The organism is Vibrio misgurnus, assembly GCF_029635775.1.
Taxonomy (GTDB): Bacteria; Pseudomonadota; Gammaproteobacteria; order Enterobacterales; family Vibrionaceae; genus Vibrio; species Vibrio chanodichtyis.
This window is the reverse complement of sequence record NZ_CP113241.1, coordinates 1,694,167-1,716,684: the sequence shown is the minus strand read 5'-3', so window position 1 is coordinate 1,716,684 and position 22,518 is coordinate 1,694,167. Positions and strand designations below refer to the sequence as shown.

Below are 22,518 nucleotides of genomic sequence, written 5' to 3'. Positions count from 1 at the left end.
CGACAACCGGTGACCGCTACCCGTCATTTGATGAGTGAGCGACGATATAACCAGCAAACCATAGAAATAATCACAACAAATCCATAGTTTTTATTGTGCCAACGCTAAGAATTGTGGATGATTAGCGGCAATATTTTCTGTTTTCTAGCCTATGCTACGCTACGCAAATTTTTGCCGCGCAAGAGACAGAAACGCTTTCTGACAATACTAAATGAATTTTGAGGTGCTATAGATGAGTGAAGCTGAGGCTCGTCCATCGAACTTTATCCGCCAAATTATCGATAAAGATCTTGCGGATGGTAAACACACCACCGTGCATACTCGTTTCCCGCCGGAGCCGAATGGTTACCTGCATATCGGTCACGCGAAATCAATCTGTCTGAATTTTGGTATTGCTCAGGATTATCAGGGCCAGTGTAATCTGCGTTTTGATGATACCAACCCAGAAAAAGAAAACCTCGAATACGTTGAGTCAATCAAGAAAGATGTGACTTGGCTTGGCTTTGAGTGGTCAGGTGAGGTTTGTTACTCATCGGATTATTTTGACCAGTTGTATAAGTATGCGATTGAGCTGATTGAAAAAGGCTTGGCGTATGTTGATGAGCTGACACCTGAACAAATTCGTGAATACCGTGGCACCTTAACTGCGCCAGGTAAGCACAGCCCATACCGCGATCGTAGCGTGGCGGAAAACCTGGCCTTGTTTGAAAAAATGCGTGCCGGTGAATTTGCTGAAGGCCAAGCGTGTTTACGCGCCAAAATCGACATGGCTTCCTCTTTCATTGTGATGCGTGATCCTGTGTTGTATCGCGTGCGCTTTGCCACTCACCATCAAACCGGTGATAAGTGGTGTATCTACCCGATGTACGACTTTACTCACTGCATTTCCGATGCGCTAGAAGGGATCACTCACTCAATCTGTACTCTTGAGTTCCAAGATAACCGCCGTTTGTATGACTGGGTTCTGGATAATATTACGATTGCTTGCCAACCACGCCAGTATGAATTCAGCCGCTTAAACCTTGAATATACGGTGATGTCTAAGCGTAAACTCAACCAACTAGTGACTGAAAAACTGGTTACTGGCTGGAATGATCCGCGCATGCCAACCATTTCCGGTTTACGTCGCCGTGGTTTTACCCCAAGTGCGATTCGAGAGTTTTGTAAACGGATTGGGGTGACTAAACAAGAAAATATGATTGAATACAGTGCGTTAGAATCATGTATTCGTGACGACCTGAATGAAAATGCCCCGCGTGCGATGGCGGTGCTGGATCCAGTTAAAGTGGTGATTGAGAACTTCGCCGCGGAAAGTGTAGAAACCCTAACTTTAGCCAATCATCCCAATAAACCGGAGATGGGTGAGCGCGAAGTGCCATTTACGCGCGAATTGTGGATTGAGCGCGAAGATTTTCGTGAAGAAGGCAACAAGAAATACAAGCGTTTGGTGTTAGGCAAAGAAGTTCGCCTGCGTGGTGCTTATGTGATCAAAGCTGAGCGTATCGAAAAAGATGCACAAGGCAATATCACCACTATTTTCTGCTCTTACGATCCACAAACTTTGGGTAAAAATCCAGCCGATGGACGTAAAGTGAAAGGGGTGATCCACTGGGTATCTGCAGAACAGGGTGTCGCTGCTGAATTTTGTCTGTACCAGCCTCTGTTCACTGTGCCAAATCCGGCCGCTGCCGATGACTTTGCGGCTACAATTAACCCACAATCATTAACCAGAGTGCAAGGTTATGTTGAGCCAAGTTTGCTTGCCGCCCAACCGGAGTGCGGTTATCAATTTGAGCGGATGGGGTATTTCTGTGCCGATAACCAAGATTCTACGCCACAAAGATTGGTGTTCAATCGCACGGTCGGTTTACGTGATAGCTTTGCAAAAATCGATGAACAGTAATCAAAACGGTTAGTTTTGTTCGCTAAGCCAGCCACAGTGCTGGCTTATTTTTTACGGTGAAAATAAATTTGGTTGAGGTTAGCGCTGAAATTTGTGTGAGATTGCTGCGATTATTCCGGTCATGACACATTTTTTGCCTGCCAGTCTATAGTTTTGCTAAGTGGATCCGATATATTTAATCAATCTCCGTACTTCAAAATTCAAAGCACATATTGAGCCTTTTATGCGTCGATTTTTTCAACGACTGCTGCTGTCGATAACCACTGTGGTTGTGACTCAGATTTCTTTTGTCAGTGCAGAAAGCATTCGTTTGGTTGGTCCTAATGGCCAAGTACAATCTGCACCACAATACAGTGATAACACTGTGCGTCCATCGGTGGTTAATACCGAGCCAGCTCGATTTTTTGGACCGACCAGCGCCGATCAAACTTTATGGTCGATTGCGAGTCAATTCCGCCCATCAGCGAGTGTTTCGGTACAGCAAACCTTGTTGGCGATTTATCAACTCAACCCACAAGCGTTTGAGGGGCAGAATATTCATACGTTGATCCCCGGTAGCACGTTGCGTATTCCCTCATTGGCACAGATTAGCGCGAATACTAATCAACAAGCGGTTGATATTATGGCGGCTCATCAAGCGAAATTAACCGCCTCTCCAGTTACCCCACCACGGGTGCGTCCGGCGCCAGTTCGTAGCGCACCTGTGCCAGTGGCCAGCCCTAAAACTGAAGTGGTAGCCCAAGTACAAGCGGAGACAATCAACGCTAATGTTGCCAATAATGCTCAACTTGAGGCAAACCGTGCGGCGGATATTAATCGAGCGGCAGAAGCGGAAGTGATGGCGCTAGAGGAGAAAAATCACAGTTTGCGGGTCATGCTGTCACAAGTGCAATTAGAAATGAGCACGCTCAAGCAAGAATTGGGTGATGAAAACCGCATCCGTAGCGAAGTTGAGAAACTGCTTGAAGAAGAAAGGATTAAAGCACAAGAGGCGCAGCGCCTCGCACCTTCTGCTTTAGATAATTTACTCGCCAATGGTTGGTTAGTGGCCGCGCTGGCTTTGATCCCCGGGTTATTGATGGCCATTGTGATACTGCTGCTGATCAATCGTCGTTCGGCGGCTCAGCAACAAATGGCGCAGCCATCATCCAGCATCGCTGGGGATCTAGCCATGGCGGCCCCTATGGGGTTAGCTGCGGATCAGATCGAAGATATTGGTGATGATTTACTGCTGGATGATGACTTATTCAGTAGCAGTGATGAAAAACCACTGGATGATGTTGAACAAGCTTTTGCTGATGATGATGTGTTTGCTGATTTAGATGAAGCAGATCTCGACTTCAATCTGAATCGACCAGACAGTGAAGAGCTATTTGTCGGCATCGATGATGACGGTGATTTGGATACCGAGTTTGATATTTTGGGGACCAGCGCCAATGGCATCTCAGTCAACGAAGAGGATAAAGCCCTCGGTTTAGACGAAATGGTGCGCGCGCTGGATGAAGCGAGTCAAGCCGATGCTCCTATGATGGCGGCAGACTCGTTTGACTTAGCCGATCAAAATCACCTTTCCGATGATGATATCGAATCGCTATTAGCGGGTGATGAAAATGATCTGTTGCTGGAGGGGAAGGTCGAACAGTCATTGCTGGATGAGTTATTAGCCAGCGAGTTGGATGCGCTTGACCCTGAACCAGCCTTGCAGGATAGCGCAACACTACAGGGGCTGCTTAATCAAGAGTTGGATTCACTCTCTACGGATGATGATTTTGAACTGAGTGATGCCACAATAGCGGACACTGAGTTAGATCCTAAGCCGGAGTTTGCCACCCTTCAACCGCAGGCCGATTTTGAACCGGTTGAGCTAGCTGATCAAACCGCACTGCTGGATGAAATTCTTGCTGCACAAGACACTCCGATTGCTCAGGATAGTACAGAGCTACTGGAAGAATTATTAGCTGAATTCGATGCTCCTGAAACCGATGAATTGGGCCTACGCAGTTCAAACCTTGATCAGTTAGAGCCTGAGCTGGTTGAATTAGATCAAAATAGCACTCAATTGTTGGATGAAGTGCTCGGTGAGTCCGCGGTGAGTGACGAGCTGGCTCAGTTTGATATTGATGCGAATAGCACTGAGCTACTGGATGAACTGTTGGCGGATTTCGATCTCGCCGATGATGCGACCGAGCCTGCAACCCTGAGCGTCGAAGATGGTACCGAACTGTTTGATGAACTATTAGACATTGAACAGCAGACACAGCCATCGCAACCAGCGATAAGCGATGAGTTTAATCGCGATACCTTTATTGATGATTTACTTACCTCTGCACCCGCGCAAGATCCTTTGTTAGAGCCGCAGGAGCAGCATCAATCAGTAGGGTTAGCCGATGAGCCGGTCATCCAACCGGAAATCGAAGTCAGTGCAGCACCTATGCCGGTTTCTAATCCCTTGCCCGCCAATGAATTTGGTATTCCACAAGATGACGATTGGCTGGAGCAGGCTGGTGCGGGATCCGAGCCAGCGCTCGATATGACGCCATCAGCCAGCCAAGCCTCAACGCTCACGGCGATGACGGATGCTGAGCTACCCGAATACACCGAAGCCGACGCTTTGGCCGATGCACTACAAAGCGCACCTGAGCCAGCATTGGCTGCGGAGCTACAAAATATCGAGCAGCCGAGCACTGTTGCCGAATTTGATGAATGGGAATTACCCGAATACACCGAAGCCGACGCTTTGGCCGATGCGCTACAAAGTGCACCTGAGTCGGCATTGGCTGCGGAGCCACAAAATATCGAGCAGTTGAGCACCGTTGCTGAATTCGATGAGTGGGAATTACCTGAATATACCGAAGCAGAGGCTTTGGCCGATGCACTGCAAAGTGCGCCTGATCCGGTATTGGCAGCTGAGCCAGAAAATATCGAGCAGCCTGGCACAGTCGCTGAATTCGATGAGTGGGAATTACCCGAATACACCGAAGCCGAGGCTTTGGCCGATGCGCTACAAAGTGAACCCGATCGAGCATTGAATGTGCAGCCAGAATCGGATCCGCAGCATACAGTGCTTGACGTGCCGAATAGTACATTGCCCGAGGTTAGCACCGAAGAGGATGTATTGGCCGACTTTGCAGAAATTGATCAAGAAGAGAATGATTTCTTAAATTTTGCCGAGTTGGCGTTGCCGACGGTGAGTGAACCAGAGCCCGTTGCCGATGCCATTGTGCAAACCAGTGCGCCAGCACCAGCGATTGCCGACCCCGCGTTTGATGAGCAGGCGTTACATGATTTACTCAGTGAACCCAATCCGGTTGATCAGCCTCTGCGCTTCGAACAGCCGTTGGATGCACAAACCATCGATAGTGCTGGAATGGATATTGATGCCATGCTGCAAATGGGCGGCGAGGATTGGAATGGTTTCCACCTCACGCCAGATCAGCAAGCGCAACTGCCTGATGAGGTTCCCGCAGAAGAGCAGGATATTTGGGCTGCCAATACTCCAGAGCCTCAAGTTAAGTCAGAAGATTGGGGTGTGCAAGAGGAACAATTAGACTTCGACCCACGGCGTGATGGTTACATGACCATTGACCAACTGATGGCACAAGTTGAATCGCAAGAGCAGGAGTTGGACCCCGATCAGCAAGAGCTAAAGCTTAATGTTGGTTTGGATGAGTTTCCTGATGTGATTGGCGATGTGCACGCGATTGATGTCGATAGTGGAGCAGAGGCGGCCGGTAAGCTCGATTTAGCTAAAATCTACATCGAAATGAATGATGAAAAAGGGGCAGTTAAATTGCTCGAAGAGGCAATTGTTGATGGTGATGATGAGATCCGCCAGCAAGCTAAACGATTGATTGACCGAATTAATGGTCGAGTATGATCCTAAACGAGAGGCCGCTTAGCGGCCTCACTTTTTGATCCTGGTTAGAAATTTGCTCGCAAACTGTTTATACTGCCCGCCCCATTTTTATAGAGACAAACAGCATGAGAATCGCGTTAGGTATCGAGTATGACGGGACTCACTACTATGGTTGGCAGCGCCAAAGAGACGTTAAAAGCGTCCAACAAGCGTTAGAGACCGCATTGAGTAAGATTGCCAATCATCCGGTTGAAGTGCAGTGTGCCGGTCGAACTGATGCTGGGGTGCACGGCACCGGTCAAGTGGTGCATTTTGATACCACGGCTGAGCGGCAGATGGCTGGCTGGACTATGGGTTGCAACGCCAATTTACCCAAAGATATTGCCGTCCGCTGGGCTTGTGTGGTGTCGGATGAGTTTCATGCACGCTTTAGCGCGACTGCGCGGCGTTACCGCTATGTGATTTATAACCATGCTTACCGGCCTGGCATTTTGAGTTCAGGGGTCAGTCATTATCACGGCGAATTGGGTGTCGAAAAAATGCAGCAAGCAGGTCAGTACCTGCTTGGGGAAAATGATTTCACCTCATTTCGCGCCGTCCATTGCCAATCGCGTAGCCCTTGGCGTAATGTGATGCACTTAAATGTGACTCGCCACGGCAATTATGTGGTGATTGATATTAAAGCCAATGCTTTTGTACATCATATGGTGCGCAATATTACCGGTAGCTTAATTGCAGTTGGGCGTGGGGAGCAGCCACCAGAATGGATCGCGTGGCTGTTGGCACAAAAAAATCGCACCTTAGCCGCGGCGACCGCTAAAGCGGAAGGTTTATATCTAGTTAGCGTTGATTATCCGAGCCATTTTGGTTTGCCCACCATGCCGATCGGGCCACTTTTCTTAGCGGATAATTTGAACTAATTGCGAGTCATTGACTCAAAAATAAACAATATTGTGCGGTGGTCCAGTTGTAGAAATAGGTACAACCAGTTTTTTGTCTACAGTTGGCATTTTCTGTGCTTTAATCCTCACGCGTTTTTGTCGAATTTATCTTCCCTGCTGATGGTGGGGGATTGAGAGTAAAAGGTCTTCCATGAGTTGGCTCGAAAAAATTTTAGAGAAAAGCAACATTGTCAGTTCACGCAAAGCTTCTATTCCTGAAGGTGTTTGGACTAAGTGCACCTCGTGTGAACAAGTGCTGTATTACGCGGAATTGGAGCGTAACTTAGAAGTTTGCCCTAAGTGTGATCACCATATGCGCATGAAAGCGCGTCGCCGTTTGGAAACGTTTCTTGATCAAGACGAGCGTTTTGAACTGGGTGAAGAGCTAGAGCCACAAGATAAGCTGAAATTTAAAGATTCTAAGCGCTACAAAGAGCGTCTTGCTGCGGCGCAAAAAGCCAGTGGTGAAAAAGATGCGCTAGTGGTCATGAAAGGCGCGGTGCACGGTGTGCCTGTCGTGGCGTGTGCTTTTGAGTTTTCCTTCATGGGTGGCTCGATGGGTTCAGTGGTTGGCGCACGTTTTGTGCGTGCGGTTGAAGCGGCGATGGAGCACAATTGCGGCTTGATCTGTTTCTCAGCCAGTGGCGGTGCACGTATGCAAGAGGCTTTGATGTCGCTGATGCAGATGGCGAAAACCAGTGCTGCACTCGAACGTCTCTCAAATAAAGGTTTGCCGTTTATTTCGGTGATGACTGACCCAACCATGGGTGGTGTTTCGGCCAGTTTAGCGATGCTCGGTGATATTAATATCGGTGAGCCTAAAGCACTGATTGGTTTTGCTGGTCGCCGCGTGATTGAGCAAACCGTACGTGAAGATTTGCCAGAAGGTTTCCAACGCAGTGAGTTCCTACTTGAGCATGGCGCGATTGATATGATTGTGGATCGCCGAGAAATGCGTCAGCGGGTCTCTAGTTTACTGGCCAAACTCACCGGGCAGGCCTCGCCGCTGGTGGTTTCTGTGAACGACGCGCCAAATGAAGTGCCTTATGCGGTACCAGAAGCCAATAAAAAAGGGTAAAGTAAGCGCTAACTAAACCAACAGATTCTATGGTTGTACGTTAGATGACTCAAAAGCCTATTCCCCAAGCCACATCGTCACTCGCGGTGTGGCTTGATTATTTAGCCCATATTCATACCTCTGCGATTGATCTCGGCTTAGAACGCGTTCAAGCCGTTGCCCAAACCGCCAAACTCACCAAACCTGCGCCAATCGTGATCACCGTTGCCGGTACCAATGGTAAAGGCTCAACCTGTGCCTTAATGGAAGCCATTTTGCTGCACGCTGGCTATTCGGTTGGGGTGTACAGTTCGCCACATCTGATCCGCTACAATGAGCGAGTACGCATTAACGGCCAAGATCTTGCCGATGAGATGCACACTCAAGCTTTTGCGCATATCGAGCAACAGCGCGGTGATATCAGCCTGAGCCTGTTTGAATTTGGCACACTGGCAGCGCTGTATCTGTTTGAGCAACAAAAAGTCGATGTATTGCTACTTGAAGTTGGCTTAGGCGGCCGGTTAGATGCGACCAATGTGGTGGATCATGATGTCAGTGTGATCACCAGTTTGGCGCTCGATCATATTGATTGGCTAGGCGATGATCTGGGCGTGATCGGTTATGAAAAAGCGGGGATTTTCCGCGCTGGTAAACCGGCAGTGTGTGGCCAGCCTAAACCGCCGGCCAGTGTGGCCGGTCATGCGGATGATATCGGTGCCAAGTTGCACCAAGTTGGCATTCAATTTACTTATCAAACCACTTCATCCACGACATGGGATTGGCACAGTGGTCGCTTTGCATTAACTGATTTGCCGATCCCGGCCTTGCCATTACCTAATGCGGCAACCGCGTTAATGGCGCTGGGTTGCTCAGGGTTGGAGATTAGCGATCTGGATATTGTGGCCGGTTTGGCCAGCGCTCAGCTCGCTGGCCGCATGCAGCAGATCAGCAGCGCACCAACCATAGTGCTCGATGTCGCACACAATCCGCACTCGGCACACTATTTAGCTCAGCAGCTTAAACAGCGCTACCCACAGCAAACGCTCCATTTGGTACTGGGCATGTTGCACGACAAAGATATCGCTGCGACCGTGGCCGAATTAATGCCGCTGGTGAATCATTGGTATCCGGCCTCGTTGTCTGGCCCACGGGCGGCGACCGCGGCGCAACTCTGCCAGTATTTACCCGCTGACACAACTCACTATGTGGATCCGGTAGCCGCATTTAAAGCCGCACTGACACAGGCTGAGCCACAAGATGTTATTGTGGTGGCCGGCTCTTTTCATACTGTGGGTGAAGTACTGGAAGATTGGCAAAAGAGAGGCGAAAAAGAGAGGGCAGTAGATGGCCAGTAAATTTCAAAGTCGTTTAGTCGGCACCATAGTGTTGGTGGCGCTCGGCGTCATCGTATTGCCCGATGTGTTGGATGGCAAGAAAACCCATTTTAAAGAGCAAGTGGCGAGTATTCCGCTTAAGCCACAGTCACAAGGTGAGGTTGAAAAATTTGTGGTACTTGATCCGGTGCAAGATACGCTCGCTTTGCCAGCCACGCCGGTTACGGTCACGCAAACAAGCAATCAAGCGAGTGCTCAGACAACAGCTATTGCGAGTAATGCACCGCAGACCTCCGCTTCGTCAGCCAACAGCTTGGTGGAGCAGAGTTTGCCAGTGACCATCAGCACCGCAACAAGCAATGATTACCAAGACTCTGCGTGGATCATTCAGTTAGTGGCGCTGAAAAATGCTGACAACGCGCGCAACTTGGTGGCGGATTTGCAAAAACGTGGTTATCAAGCGCATATCAAACAAGAAAACGATTTTACACGAGTGATTATTGGCCCGGATGTTTCGAAATCTAAGCTCGAAACCCAGTTACTGGAATTAGAAAAAATTACCAGTGCTAAAGGTCAATTGCTTAAATTTAAACCGTTAAACCCATAAGAAAACGTTTGCGTCGCGATTTTTTCTGTTAAAATGCGCGCCAACTTAAGATGTAAGAGCTCATGAACTGGTTAGATATTGTCATTTTAAGTGTGATCGGCTTGTCTGCGCTGATCAGTCTTGTCCGCGGCTTTGCTAAAGAAGCCTTGTCTTTAGTGATCTGGTTTGGGGCGTTTTATATTGCCTCACAGTACTACCGTAAATTAGCGGTGTACTTTACCAACATTCAAGACGATATGTTTCGCAATGGGGCTGCTATCGCGGCGCTGTTTGTGGCGACGTTAATCGTTGGAGCGATCGTGAACTATGTGATTGCTCAACTGGTGGAAAAAACAGGATTATCAGGAACCGACAGAATTCTCGGAGTAGTGTTTGGTGCACTGCGTGGGGTGTTGATTGTCGCGGCAGGTCTGTTCTTTATGGATGCGTTTACCGCATTTCCAAACACAGAGTGGTGGAAGAGTTCGCAGTTAGTGCCTGAATTTAGTCGCATTATTGCTCCGTTCTTTGAACACCTAAAAGCAACATCAAGTTTTCTCTCTGGCGCAATTTAGCGCCGGAGACGGTCGAAATCGAGGATTAGGACATGTGTGGTATTGTTGGAATCGTGGGTACAACGCCTGTAAACCAGTCAATTTATGATGCATTGACGGTGTTGCAGCATCGTGGCCAAGATGCTGCGGGTATTTGTACCATAGAAAGCAATCGTTTCCGTCTGCGTAAGGCCAATGGATTAGTCAAAGATGTGTTTGAAGCCAAACACATGCAGCGCCTACAAGGCAATGTGGGTGTCGGCCATGTGCGCTACCCAACCGCGGGCAGTTCCAGCGCCTCAGAAGCACAACCTTTCTATGTTAACTCTCCTTTTGGTATCACGCTGGCGCACAACGGTAATTTAACCAATGCCAATCAAGTGCGACAAAAATTGTTTGAAAAAGACCGCCGTCACGTCAATACCACCTCGGATTCAGAAGTGCTACTCAATGTACTTGCCCATGAAATCGACACGGTCAAAGGCAATGTCACCGCTGATGATGTGTTTCGCGCAATCAGCAATGTACACCGTACCATCCGTGGCGCTTATGCGGTCACCGCGATGATTATTGGCCACGGCATGGTGGCATTTCGTGACCCACACGGAATTCGTCCACTCTGCTTAGGCAAGCGTGAAGTGAATGGTCAGCACGAGTACATGGTCGCATCCGAATCGGTGGCCTTGGATGCCGTCGGTTTTGACTTTGTACGCGATGTCGCTCCGGGTGAAGCGATTTATATCACTTTCGATGGTGAGCTTTTCACTCAACAATGCGCGGATCATCCGGCGCTCAATCCTTGTATTTTTGAATTTGTTTACTTTGCGCGTCCCGATTCTTTCATCGATAAGATTTCGGTATACAGCGCTCGGGTTGAGATGGGCAAACGCTTAGGTCAGCGCATCAAAGATGACTACAGCGAGCTGGATATTGATGTGGTGATCCCCATCCCGGAAACATCATGCGATATCGCGCTGCGCATCGCGCAAGCAATTGATAAACCGTATCGGCAAGGTTTTGTCAAAAACCGCTATGTCGGCCGCACTTTTATCATGCCGGGTCAGCAGCAGCGTAAGAAATCGGTGCGCCGTAAACTCAATGCGATCCGCTCAGAATTTAAAGACAAGAACGTGTTGTTAGTCGATGATTCGATTGTGCGTGGCACAACCTCAGAGCAGATCATCGAAATGGCGCGTGATTCTGGTGCGAAAAAGGTTTACATCGTTTCGGCGGCTCCGGAAATTCGCTTCCCGAACGTTTATGGTATTGATATGCCAAGCGCGAACGAGTTGGTGGCCCATGGCCGCGATAATGATGCGATTTGTAAACAGATTGGAGCCGATGCGCTGATTTTCCAAACCCTAGACGATCTGGTGGATGCAGTCGGCTGCGGTAATCCGGATATTGCTAAGTTTGAAGCTTCGGTATTTAACGGTGAATACGTAACTGGGGATATCGATCAGCAGTATTTGGATTTTCTGGAATCGATGCGTAGCGATGATGTCAAAGTGCAGCGGGAAATTCAGCAAGATCTCGCCAACTTAGAGCTGCACAACGAAGGTGCTTAAGCTCAGATAGAGAGGGGGGTTGAGTGACCTCAGCCACCATTTGATCACCAACCATTCGATGATTAACGGCTTGGTGATAAAAAGGCTTCCCTCGGGAAGCCTTTTTGCTTTGATGTGTGCTGGATGATAAAGGGCGAGTTATAGCACTAATGCCGCAATCCAACCAAAGATGATCAGTGGCAGGTTATAGTGGATAAAGGTCGGGACCACGGTTTCCCACACATGCTCATGTTGTCCATCGGCATTAAGGCCAGAAGTTGGGCCTAAGGTTGAATCTGAAGCGGGTGAACCGGCATCGCCTAATGCAGCCGCGGTACCAATCAGCGCGACGGTTGCCATCGGTGAAAAGCCAAAAGAGAGGCACAGTGGTACATAAATGGTGGCAATGATCGGAATGGTCGAGAATGATGAGCCAATCCCCATCGTCACCAGCAAGCCAACTACTAACATCAGTAATGCCGCGAGCGCTTTGTTATCGCCAATACTGGTCGAAAGGGAAGTGACCAGCGTTTCTACTCCGCCAGTGGCTTTCATTACCGCAGCAAAACCAGCGGCTGAAATCATGATAAAGCCAATCATCGCCATCATGTGCACGCCTTTGGTGAACACATCATGAGTCTGTTTCCAAGCAATCACACCACCAAAAATAAATACCATAAAGCCAGCCAGCGCACCGATAATCATTGAGCCTGTGGTTAATTGCACGGCAAGTGCCACCACAATGCCTACGCCGGCAATTGCGATATGCTTAGTATTAATCGTGGTACAGGTGGACTGTGTTACGGTCAGTTCACTGGTTTTGTATTCGCGCGGTTTGCGATAGCTGAATAATACGGCGATCAGCAGACCGCAGATCATGCCAGTGGCGGGCAGCAACATCGCGGTCGGAACTTGGCTCGCGGTGATCGTTTCTAGCCCGTTATCATGCAGATTTTTGAGCAGAATATTATTGAGGAAAATGCCACCAAAACCGACCGGCAGTACCATGTAAGGGGTGATCAAACCAAAAGTGAGTACACAGGCCACTACGCGGCGGTCGAGTTTGAGTTTGGCAAACACACTCAGTAGTGGTGGGATCAAAATCGGAATAAATGCGATATGGACTGGGATCACGTTTTGCGATGCCATTGCCATCAGCAGCAGTGAGATCAGCACAACGTATTTTAAGCCAGTTGAAGCGATATGGTTTTCTTGACCATGAATACGCCGGATCACGTTCTGCGCCAACAGGTCAGTGATGCCAGATTTAGAAATCGCTACCGCAAAAGTACCAAGCATAGCGTAACTGAGGGCGATCGTCGCACCACCACCCAAACCGCTTTCAAAAGCGGCCACAGTTTCATTGAGACTCATACCTGCAACTAAACCACCAACTATTGCGCTGAACGTCAAGGCAACCACGACGTTTACTCGCATCAGGGCTAGCAGCAGCATGACACAGACGGAAATGACTACTGGATTCATATTTTTTTCTCGAGATGTTGTGTTTCCCCTGCTGACCTGATCTTGCAAGTGCACAGGGTTTTGCCTTATCGGTTGAAGTGAGCTATCGATTGAGGTTAATCATCGATGATTGTGCGCTTCAAGCTAACTCGGCATCATTGTTATTGTCCTCATTATCAGTGGCCAGTGGCCAGCCACCTAATGCCTTCCACTGGTTGACAATGGTGCAGAACAGCTCTGCGGTTTTTTGGGTATCGTACAGCGCTGAATGCGCTTCACGATTGTCAAACTCCAACCCTGCCGTCGCACATGCTTTGGCCAACACGGTTTGGCCAAAGGCAAGGCCGCTCAGTGTTGCCGTATCAAAGGTGGCAAAGGGATGGAAAGGGACTCGTTTCAATTTGCCGCGTTCGCTGGCGGCCATCACAAAACTATGATCAAAATTGGCGTTGTGGGCCACAATGATCGCGCGACTACAATTGGCCGCCTTTTGCTCTTTGCGCACCAGCTTATAAATCTCTTTTAACGCATGTTCTTCACTGACGGCTCCGCGCAGTGGGCTAAAAGGGTCATAAATGCCAGTAAATTCCAGTGCGGCTTTTTCAATATTCGCGCCTGCAAACGGTTCAACATGAAAATGGATGGTACTCGCTGGGTGCAAGTCGCCATTGTGATCCATACTCAAAGTGACCGCACAAATTTCTAATAGTGCATCGGTTTGCGCGTTGAATCCTGCGGTTTCTACATCGATAACTACCGGAAAATAGCCACGAAAGCGTTTTTTTAGGGTCAGCGCGTCATTTTTATCAGTCATGCGGGTTCTAATTGGGGCTAATAAGAGGAGCATTATTGCAGATTCTGCGCAGGAGCAAAACCTAGCGGCCTTTATTTGCGCTAATTAATTGAGCAATGTGAAGAGGATAGAGTCTCGTGTGTCGAGTGAATGGTCGTGTTACACGCTATGGGAGTGGATCATCTGGCTAGATTTTTGCATCTAATCGTTCAGAGTTTCACAGGCGGCAAATTATCTCCTGAGCATCCGCGAGCAGTGGTGAGAAAAAGTATTTATGAATAAATGGGTTATCACAAGCGTGTTTGCCTTAGGCACGTTAGCTGCGCCAGTTGCGTTGGCGTTAGAGGTGCGTTATGCGGCGACACCGCAGCAGTCAAGCTGGCAAATGGTGGCCGATACACCGTTGGAGTGCCGCTTGGTGCACCCAATCCCTAATTATGGCAATGCCGAATTTTCTTCGCGCGCGAGTAAGCAAATCAATCTCGATTTTGAGTTGAAAATGCGTCGTCCGATGGGGGAGACACGCAATGTCAGTTTGGTGTCGCTGCCACCGATCTGGCGTCCTGGTGAAGCGGCGGATCGCATCACTAACTTGCAATTTTTTAAACAGTTTGATGGTTATATTGGCGGCCAGACGGCGTGGTCCCTGCTCAGTGAATTAGAAAAAGGTCGTTATCCCACGTTCAGTTATCAGGATTGGCAAAGCCGGGATCAGCGGATTGAAGTGGCACTTTCAGCCGTGCTGTTTCAACCCTCTTACAACCAATTCAGTGATTGTATTGCTAAGTTGCTGCCGTACAGTTTTGAAGATATTTCATTTACGATTTTGCATTACGATCAAGGGAATAGCGTTGAGCTGAATAAAGCTTCACAAAAGCGTTTAGCGCAAATTGCCGAATATATACGCTACAACCAAGATATTGATTTAGTGCTCGTGTCGACCTATACCGATTCGAGTGAGAGTAACAGCCACAGCCAAAATCTGTCTGAGCAGCGGGCGCAAGTGTTACGCGAATACTTTCAATCGATTGGTTTGCCAGAAGATCGTATTCAAGTGCAAGGGTATGGCCGACGTCGGCCGATTGCGGATAATGCCTCACCAATCGGTAAGGATAAAAACCGCCGCGTGGTGATCTCGTTTGGTCGTACTCAGGTGTGAGCAGACTCACACCTGAAAGCTTGAATGATTAGGCGAATAGCGACTTAACCGACTAACCCAGCATTGGCTTGTTTGTTTTGAATTAATTCAATCAGGTAACCATCAGGATCTTTCACAAACGCAATCTGCGTGGTGCCGCCTTTCACTGGCCCCGGTTCGCGGGTCACAATTCCACCGGCAGCTTTGATCGCATCACAAGTGGCATAAATATCATCGGCACCAATCGCGATATGACCATAGGCGTTGCCTTTGTCATATTCAGTGACACCCCAGTTGTAGGTCAGTTCAATCACCGCGCCTTGTGATTCATCGCCGTAGCCTAAAAAGGCCAGCGTATATTGGTACTCGGGATTATCATTTTTGCGCAGCAGATTCATGCCCATCACTTGAGTATAAAACTCGATCGATTGATCTAAATTACCGACGCGTAGCATGGTGTGCAAAATACGATGGTTCGACATAAAGGCTCCTTGCTTTTAATAAGTTATGATCCCTACCGACTGGCCACTATCAGTGGTGTGGGTCTCAGTGGTATGGGTATCGTTGTGAGTGAATTCGTTTTGGTTAATTTGTGTTAGTTAATTGGCCTGATCGATGATCTGCCTGGGCATGATCAGTTGTCTGGGTAAACCTTGTCTTTGAACTCACACAGATCTTCAATAATACAGCTACCACAACGGGGTTTACGGGCAATGCAGGTGTAGCGGCCATGCAAAATCAACCAGTGGTGCACATCGAGTTTAAATTCCGTTGGTACCACTTTAAGCAGTTTCTGCTCGACTTGATCGACATTTTTCCCCACGGCAAATTGAGTACGGTTCGCGACGCGGAAAATATGAGTATCGACCGCAATGGTCGGCCAACCAAAGGCGGTATTGAGTACCACATTGGCAGTTTTGCGTCCAACGCCTGGTAGTGCTTCTAGTGCGGCGCGATCTTCTGGCACTTGGCCTTGATGCTGCTCCAGTAAAATCTGGCAGGTTTTGATCACATTTTCAGCTTTAGTATTAAATAAGCCGATGGTCTTGATGTAGCTTTTTAGGCCAGCAACGCCGAGATCGAATATCGCTTGTGGCGTATTGGCCACCGCATACAGTTTATCGGTGGCTTTGTTGACACTGACGTCGGTCGCTTGCGCAGAGAGGAGTACCGCAATCAACAACTCAAAAGGTGAGCTCCAGTTTAATTCCGTCTCTGGCTTCGGGTTATTCGCTTGTAGGCGCTGTAATATTTCAATCCGTTTGGCGTTATTCATACGACAGATAAGCTTCCTTGATGGTTACGAATTGGTGACTCGAGCCCGCTCAATGGTTGGTGTGGTTGGCTTGGGTTGGTGGGTTGCAAGCTGTTTATCGATGACACTTTTCGCTGCAATCAAAAAGCCTACCCCAATAAAGGCACCGGGAGGCAGTAGCGCCAGCAAAAATTTGCTTTCGAAATGAAACACTTCAATGCGTAGAACGCTAGCCCACTCGCCAAGCAGCAGGTCAGCACCATCAAACAGAGTCCCATTGCCGATGATTTCACGCAGTGAACCGAGCACGACTAGCACTGAGGTCATGCCAAGTCCCATCCATAAACCATCTAAGGCGGCGGGCAGTACCGCATTTTTAGAGGCAAAGGCTTCAGCACGGCCGATGATGATGCAATTGGTCACAATCAGCGCGATAAAAATACCAAGTGAGAGATACAGACCGTAAGCGAATGCATTCATCAGTAACTGCACACAAGTGACCAGTGCCGCGATGATCATCACGAAGACGGGAATACGTACATCTTTGGGTACGTAGTCGCGGATTAATGAGATCACGACATTGGAAGCCACTAATACCACTAAGGTAGCGATACCCAAACCGAGCGCATTAGTCAGTGTTGAAGAGACTGCTAAAAGTGGGCATAAACCCAGCAATTGAACTAAGGCAGGGTTGTTATTCCACATGCCATTTAACATCAGCATTTTGTTATCACTCATGTCATTAAGCCTCACAAGGATTGAGCTGGCTATGCAGCTGCTGTTGATGTTGATTGACATAGATTACCGCTTTTTTCACGGCTTGTACCACCGCTCGTGGGGTAATCGTCGCGCCGGTAAACTGATCAAACTGTCCGCCATCTTTACGCACTTGCCACTCATCTTGATTTTCACTGCTGACTCGTTGGCCATTAAAACTTAATATCCAATTGCTGATCCGTAAATCAATTTTATCGCCTAACCCTGGGGTTTCGTGATGAGCCAGTACCCGCACACCCAGTACAGCACCATTATCGGCAATGCCAATGATCAGTTTGATATCGCCGTTATAGCCATCGGGCGCGATGGTTTCAATTGCGATTGCGCTGGGCTGCCCATTGCGCTTAGCCAAATAGGCGTGCATGGTTTGCTGGGTGCCGAGTGCAGTATCGTTGACCAAAGTGCAGGCTTGCACCAATGCGTTATCGTAATAGTGGTGCGGGATCACCTGGTTGAGCACTTGTAACAACTGTTGTTGCTGCTGCTGATGGATTCGCTCGGCGGTCAAAGTATAAGTCAGCGCCACCAAACCGGTGGCAATACAGGCAAACACCGCGAGGGTTAAGCCATGGTTTCGAATTGCTGTCAGCATAAATCGCGCTCTTAGTGTCCGTAAGTTCTCGGTTTAGTGTAGTAATCAATCAGTGGTACACATAAGTTGGCGAGTAGCACTGAAAAGGCAACCCCATCAGGAAATCCCCCCCAACTGCGGATGATAAACACCATAGCTCCGATAAAGAAACCATAAATCAAGCGCCCCTTATCGGTGGTGCTGGCGCTGACCGGATCGGTCGCAATGAAAAATGCACCAAGCATAGTTGCCCCAGATAATAGATGCACGATCGGCGAGGCGGTGGTTGCTGGTGCTAAAAACTGCGCCAGCAGTGAAGTAACCATTAAGCCTGTTAACATCGCCAGCGGAATATGCCAGCGGATGATGCGTAATTTGAGCAGCATTAGGCCACCGATCAGATAGGCAAGATTCACCCACTCCCAACCAATCCCAGCTAGGCCACTAAATTGAGATTGAGCTAAGGTTTCGCTCATCGTGTGTCCCGCTTTGAGTGAGGTTTTGATGGCGTCTAATGGGGTGGCGGTTGTTACCCCATCAATCCCGGTACGAATTTGCTGTAGTGATAAACCATCGCTATTAAATCCACTGAAAATCAAAGAGATTGAGTCGTGCAGTGAGCTTGGCTCGACGGTCAGTGGAGTGGGTGCCATCCAACTGGTCATTTGCACAGGAAATGAGATCAGTAGTACCACGTAAGCGATCATCGCCGGATTAAACGGGTTTTGCCCTAATCCACCGTAAAGTTGTTTGGCAATCACAATCGCAAAGATCAAACCGATCACCACCAGCCACCAAGGTGACAATGGTGGAATGGCGACCGCTAATAACCAAGCGGTGACAATCGCGCTGTAATCACGCAGAGCGGAGATTGGTGAGCGTTTTCTCAGCAGCATCACGCCAGCTTCCAGCACCACAGCGACCGTGATCGCGAGCAGTAATTGGATCAGCGTGCCGTAACCAAAAAAATAACTTTGCGCAATCAAACCAGGTACTGCGCACAGCAATACCCAGCGCATCACATCGGCTGTTTTACGTTTGCGGCGTAAGTACGGCGAGCTAGCAATAAAAAAGGCCACTAGTTATTTTCCTCAGCGTTTGGATCGGTTAATGGTGTCGCCGCTTTACGTGCTTTAGCCCGTGCAATCGCTGCGGCTACAGCGGCTTTTTTAGGGTCAGTTGGCTCAACGGTTGGCACGGCGCTGGTTGATGGCGGTTGGTTTGCCTCTGGTGCTGACACGTCGGTGTTTGACTCAGCTTTACGAGCTTTAGCTCGCGCAATCGCCGCGGCCACTGCAGCTTTTTTATCATCAGCCGGTTCAACGGTTGGTGCTGCGCTGGTTGATGGCGCTTGGTTTGCCTCTGGTGCTGACTCATCGGTGTTCGATTCCGCTTTACGTGCTTTAGCTCGCGCAATCGCCGCGGCCACTGCAGCTTTTTTAGGGTCAGTTGGCTCAACCGTTGGTGCTGCGCTGGTTGATGACGATTGGTTTGCCCCTAGTGCTGAAACGTCGATGTTCGGCTCCGCTTTACGTGCTTTGGCCCGCGCAATCGCTGCAGCCACTGCGGCTTTTTTGGCGTCAGTTGGTTCAACGCTTGGTGCCGTGCCTGTCGATGGAGCTTCGACCGGGGCTGGCGTTGCCATTGCTGTGTGCTGTGTGTGTGTGACTTCGCTCTTTTTCGCCTTGCGCTCACGAGCTTGGCGTTTACGTTCTTCACGTAACTTGGCCATTTCACTGTTGTCTGGCTCGCTAGCTCCATTTTGCGCTGCTTCTGCCTGTTTGGCTTTGGCGCGTGCAATCGCTGCGGCAATCGCCGGTTTTACGCTACTTTCGGTTGGTTCAAGCTGAGCTTTTTGGGCTTTAACACGTTCAATCGCCGCGGCAATTGCATCTGCTCCACCTTGTTGCTGCAGCTCTTTACGCCGCTCTTGGGCGGCTTGTTGGAAGCGATTTTCGCGTTCAGCTTTCTCGCGTTCGATGCGTGCTTTTTTCTCTTCAAAGCGTGCTTTCGCCCGTTCGGCGGCTTCAGCTTCTAAACTGCGGGTGCGAATTTCAGCTTTGGCTTGACGATAATAGTGTACCAGTGGAATTTCACTAGGACAGACATAGGCACAAGCTCCACACTCAATACAATCTTTAAGGTGCAGCTCGGTACATTTGTCGAACTCTTGCGCTTTGGCATGCCAATGCAACTGTTGAGGTAGTAATGACACCGGACAGGCCTCGGCACATTGACCGCAGCGGATACAGGCCATTTCCTGTTCACTGCCGGTTAACTCATGACGTTTGGGAGCCAAAATACAGTTGGCAATTTTGGTGATCGGCACTTGAGCATGCGCGAGGGTAAAGCCCATCATCGGGCCACCCATGATCAGGCGCGGCTGTTTGCGGTCAGCTTGGTAACCAAACTCATCCAGTAAGGCTTGTACAGGTGTGCCGAGCAGTGCCCATACATTACGTGGTGTGCGGAAACACTCTCCGGTGAGGGTCACGACGCGGCGGATCAGCGGTTCACCATGCAAAATAGCCCGCGCAATCGCCTGTAGTGTGCCAACGTTTTGCACCATCAGGCCAATATCAGCCGGAATGCCGCCTTGTGGCACCTCCAAATTGGTGAGGATTTTGATCAACTGCTTCTCGCCACCGGACGGGTATTTGGTGGGGATGACGCGGATCACCAGCGGTTTATGTTGTGCGGCTTGCTGCAATGCGGCGATCGCTTGCGGTTTGTTATCTTCAATCCCGATAATGGTCAGTTTCGGCTGTAAGATGTGCTCAACAATGTCAATTCCTTGCACAATTTCATCGGCATATTGGCGCATTAACGCATCATCTGCAGTGATATAAGGTTCACACTCTGCAGCGTTAATCACTAATATTTCCGTGCGCGATAGTCCGGTTTGCAGTTTGTTAGCGGTGGGAAAACCCGCCCCGCCCATGCCTGAGATACCTGCTTGGCTGATCAGGTCGAGCAAGGTGTCTGGAGACAACTGCTGGTAGTCTGGTTGTGGTTGTAACGCTAGCCACTCATCTTGCTGATCCGGCGTCAGCACGATACATAGCTCACTCAAGCCGGAAGGGTGTGCCACCGTACGTGGCTCAATCGCGCTGATCACTCCCGAAGTAGGAGCATGGATCGGCAGCATCAAGTCAGAGCTCGCTTGTGTCAGGCACTGGCCTTTAAGCACACGTTCACCGACCTTGACTAACAGATCGCCCGCTTGACCAATATGTTGTTTGAGCGGCAGTATCAATTGTGCCGCAATAGTGGCATTGGTGAGCGGTTGATGAGTAGATTGATGTTTATTTTCAATCGGATGGATGCCTCCGGGAAAATCCCAAAGTTTACCGGATTTAATTTGTTCGATTAATGACAGCATAACCATCCTTAATTCATCCGTTGCGGCGCACTAGGCGCTGCAGCGGTCACGTTGCGTACAGGGATGGCGTTAAGTTGCCACTTCCAAGTTTCTGGTGTGGTTGCTCGTGGGATCATTTCAATACAGTCGGTTGGGCAGGGCGCGACACACAAATCGCAACCCGTACACTCGTTTTTAATTACGGTATGTACTGCTTTGTTACCGCCGACGATGGCATCGACCGGACAGGCTTGAATACATTTGGTGCAGCCGATACACATATCTTCATGGATAAAGGCAACCATTTTGACTTTATTATCCAGATCGTGGGCGGAGTCTTGTACTTCAACACCCATCAAATCCGCGAGTTTTTCTATCGTGGCTTGGCCGCCGGGAGGGCACTTAGTGATGATATCGCCATTGGCGATGGCCTCGGCATACGGCCGACATCCGGGATAGCCACATTGGCCACATTGAGTTTGCGGCAACAGAGCGTCAATTTGTTCCACTATCGGGTCGGCTTCGACCTTGAAACGGATTGAAGCAAAACCGAGGAGTGCCCCAAACAGTGCGGCTAATCCGGCTAGAACAAGAATCGCGATGATGATGGCACTCATTACAGTTTCACCAAACCGGTAAAGCCCATAAAGGCTAACGACATTAAACCTGCGGTGATCATGGCAATCGACGCACCTTTAAAAGGCGTTGGCACATCAGCCACTTGGATCCGTTCGCGCATCGCAGCAAATAAAATCAACACCAGTGAGAAGCCGACTGCCGCACCAAAGCCGTAAATGATCGATTGAACGAAGTTATGATTTTGATTGATGTTGAGCAGTGCCACCCCTAATACTGCGCAGTTGGTGGTGATCAGCGGTAAGAAAATCCCCAGCAAGCGATAAAGGGTTGGACTGGTTTTATGCACGATCATTTCAGTGAACTGTACTACGACTGCGATCACTAGAATAAAACTCATGGTGCGCAGATATTCAATCCCGAGTGGACGCAGTACATAGCTTTCCATCAGATAAGCGCAAACGGAGGCGAGGGTTAACACAAAGGTGGTTGCTAGCCCCATGCCAATCGCGGTTTCCAGTTTTTTCGATACGCCCATAAAAGGGCATAACCCCAAAAACTTTACCAGTACAAAGTTGTTAACCAGCACTGTGCCGATTAACAACAAAACATATTCGGTCATAGTTATATCAATTTTTGCTTCCGATCCCGGCATTATCCTGCTTTGCTAACGCAATAACAACCAAGGAAAGTTAAGGTTTTAGAGAGTTGAATAAATTATATGCAATAACGGCATTTTGTTGCGCTATTCCGCTAAAAAGTCAGTTTTGGTTGATTCTTCAATAAAAAATGGGCCTCATTAGCT

Annotated in this window: 18 protein-coding genes and 2 pseudogenes; 10 read left to right on the top strand and 10 right to left on the bottom strand. The window is 49.0% G+C overall.

Annotated elements, in window-relative coordinates:
• Positions 1-232 precede the first annotated feature (232 nt).
• The 9 genes and pseudogenes from glnS (at position 233) to purF (ending at position 11,799) form a co-directional block, all read left to right on the top strand.
• The gene (glnS, locus tag OOK74_RS07890) at positions 233-1,903 is read left to right on the top strand and encodes a glutamine--tRNA ligase (RefSeq protein WP_278182540.1); all 1,671 of its coding nucleotides are present in this window, start codon (positions 233-235) and stop codon (positions 1,901-1,903) included.
• A 223-nt stretch (positions 1,904-2,126) separates the two neighbouring features.
• Positions 2,127-5,780 (top strand): FimV/HubP family polar landmark protein, encoded by a 3,654-nt coding sequence (locus OOK74_RS07885; protein ID WP_278182539.1) that lies wholly within the window; start codon positions 2,127-2,129, stop codon positions 5,778-5,780.
• 104 nt (positions 5,781-5,884) lie between these two features.
• A complete protein-coding gene (gene truA, locus OOK74_RS07880) occupies positions 5,885-6,679 on the top strand; it encodes a tRNA pseudouridine(38-40) synthase TruA (protein WP_274721238.1) in 795 nt (264 codons plus the stop codon).
• A gap of 172 nt (positions 6,680-6,851) precedes the next feature.
• Positions 6,852-7,778: an acetyl-CoA carboxylase, carboxyltransferase subunit beta gene (gene accD / locus OOK74_RS07875; protein WP_274721239.1), complete on the top strand. Its 927-nt coding sequence runs from the start codon at positions 6,852-6,854 to the stop codon at positions 7,776-7,778.
• A 44-nt stretch (positions 7,779-7,822) separates the two neighbouring features.
• Positions 7,823-9,112, top strand: a complete 1,290-nt coding sequence (gene folC / locus OOK74_RS07870) for a bifunctional tetrahydrofolate synthase/dihydrofolate synthase (protein WP_274721240.1) — start codon at positions 7,823-7,825, stop codon at positions 9,110-9,112.
• Positions 9,102-9,333, top strand: a pseudogene (locus OOK74_RS15090) (cell division protein DedD); the annotation flags it as partial. The gene folC and the pseudogene OOK74_RS15090, both read left to right, overlap by 11 nt.
• Positions 9,334-9,410: 77 nt before the next feature.
• Positions 9,411-9,698 (top strand): annotated as a pseudogene (locus OOK74_RS15085) (SPOR domain-containing protein); the annotation flags it as partial.
• Between the two features lie 62 nt (positions 9,699-9,760).
• Positions 9,761-10,252 carry a CvpA family protein gene (locus OOK74_RS07860; protein WP_166014638.1) on the top strand — a complete coding sequence of 164 codons (492 nt, stop codon included), beginning with the start codon at positions 9,761-9,763 and terminating at the stop codon, positions 10,250-10,252.
• A gap of 32 nt (positions 10,253-10,284) precedes the next feature.
• The gene (gene purF / locus OOK74_RS07855; RefSeq protein ID WP_274721242.1) at positions 10,285-11,799 is read left to right on the top strand and encodes an amidophosphoribosyltransferase; all 1,515 of its coding nucleotides are present in this window, start codon (positions 10,285-10,287) and stop codon (positions 11,797-11,799) included.
• Positions 11,800-11,937: 138 nt separating this feature from the next.
• Here purF and OOK74_RS07850 read toward each other — a convergent pair whose 3' ends face one another.
• Together OOK74_RS07850 and rnt are read right to left on the bottom strand one after the other, a co-directional pair.
• Positions 11,938-13,263, bottom strand: coding sequence for a Na+/H+ antiporter family protein (locus OOK74_RS07850; RefSeq protein WP_274721243.1), 1,326 nt, complete (start codon positions 13,261-13,263; stop codon positions 11,938-11,940).
• 118 nt (positions 13,264-13,381) lie between these two features.
• Positions 13,382-14,056: a ribonuclease T gene (gene rnt, locus OOK74_RS07845; RefSeq protein ID WP_166014641.1), complete on the bottom strand. Its 675-nt coding sequence runs from the start codon at positions 14,054-14,056 to the stop codon at positions 13,382-13,384.
• Positions 14,057-14,309: 253 nt separating this feature from the next.
• Here rnt and motY point away from each other — a divergent pair, with 253 nt between their 5' ends.
• Positions 14,310-15,194: a flagellar protein MotY gene (gene motY / locus OOK74_RS07840; protein WP_166014642.1), complete on the top strand. Its 885-nt coding sequence runs from the start codon at positions 14,310-14,312 to the stop codon at positions 15,192-15,194.
• A gap of 44 nt (positions 15,195-15,238) precedes the next feature.
• On the opposite strand, the gene gloA is transcribed toward motY, so the two are convergent.
• The 8 genes from gloA to rsxA form a co-directional block, all read right to left on the bottom strand.
• Positions 15,239-15,655, bottom strand: coding sequence for a lactoylglutathione lyase (gene gloA, locus OOK74_RS07835; protein WP_274721244.1), 417 nt, complete (start codon positions 15,653-15,655; stop codon positions 15,239-15,241).
• 152 nt (positions 15,656-15,807) lie between these two features.
• Complete coding sequence (nth, locus tag OOK74_RS07830; RefSeq protein ID WP_274721245.1) at positions 15,808-16,449, bottom strand: endonuclease III; 642 nt, start codon at positions 16,447-16,449, stop codon at positions 15,808-15,810.
• A 24-nt stretch (positions 16,450-16,473) separates the two neighbouring features.
• Positions 16,474-17,166 carry an electron transport complex subunit E gene (locus tag OOK74_RS07825; protein WP_166014645.1) on the bottom strand — a complete coding sequence of 231 codons (693 nt, stop codon included), beginning with the start codon at positions 17,164-17,166 and terminating at the stop codon, positions 16,474-16,476.
• 4 nt (positions 17,167-17,170) lie between these two features.
• The gene (gene rsxG, locus OOK74_RS07820; protein WP_274721246.1) at positions 17,171-17,797 is read right to left on the bottom strand and encodes an electron transport complex subunit RsxG; all 627 of its coding nucleotides are present in this window, start codon (positions 17,795-17,797) and stop codon (positions 17,171-17,173) included.
• An 11-nt stretch (positions 17,798-17,808) separates the two neighbouring features.
• Entirely contained in the window at positions 17,809-18,855 is a 1,047-nt protein-coding gene (gene rsxD / locus OOK74_RS07815) for an electron transport complex subunit RsxD (protein WP_274721247.1), read from the bottom strand.
• Positions 18,855-21,158 carry an electron transport complex subunit RsxC gene (gene rsxC, locus OOK74_RS07810; protein ID WP_274721248.1) on the bottom strand — a complete coding sequence of 768 codons (2,304 nt, stop codon included), beginning with the start codon at positions 21,156-21,158 and terminating at the stop codon, positions 18,855-18,857. The genes rsxD and rsxC overlap by 1 nt, the downstream gene beginning before the upstream one ends.
• 8 nt (positions 21,159-21,166) lie before the next feature.
• Positions 21,167-21,754 carry an electron transport complex subunit RsxB gene (gene rsxB, locus OOK74_RS07805; protein WP_274721249.1) on the bottom strand — a complete coding sequence of 196 codons (588 nt, stop codon included), beginning with the start codon at positions 21,752-21,754 and terminating at the stop codon, positions 21,167-21,169.
• The gene (gene rsxA / locus OOK74_RS07800; protein ID WP_274721250.1) at positions 21,754-22,335 is read right to left on the bottom strand and encodes an electron transport complex subunit RsxA; all 582 of its coding nucleotides are present in this window, start codon (positions 22,333-22,335) and stop codon (positions 21,754-21,756) included. The genes rsxB and rsxA overlap by 1 nt, the downstream gene beginning before the upstream one ends.
• Positions 22,336-22,518 lie beyond the last annotated feature (183 nt).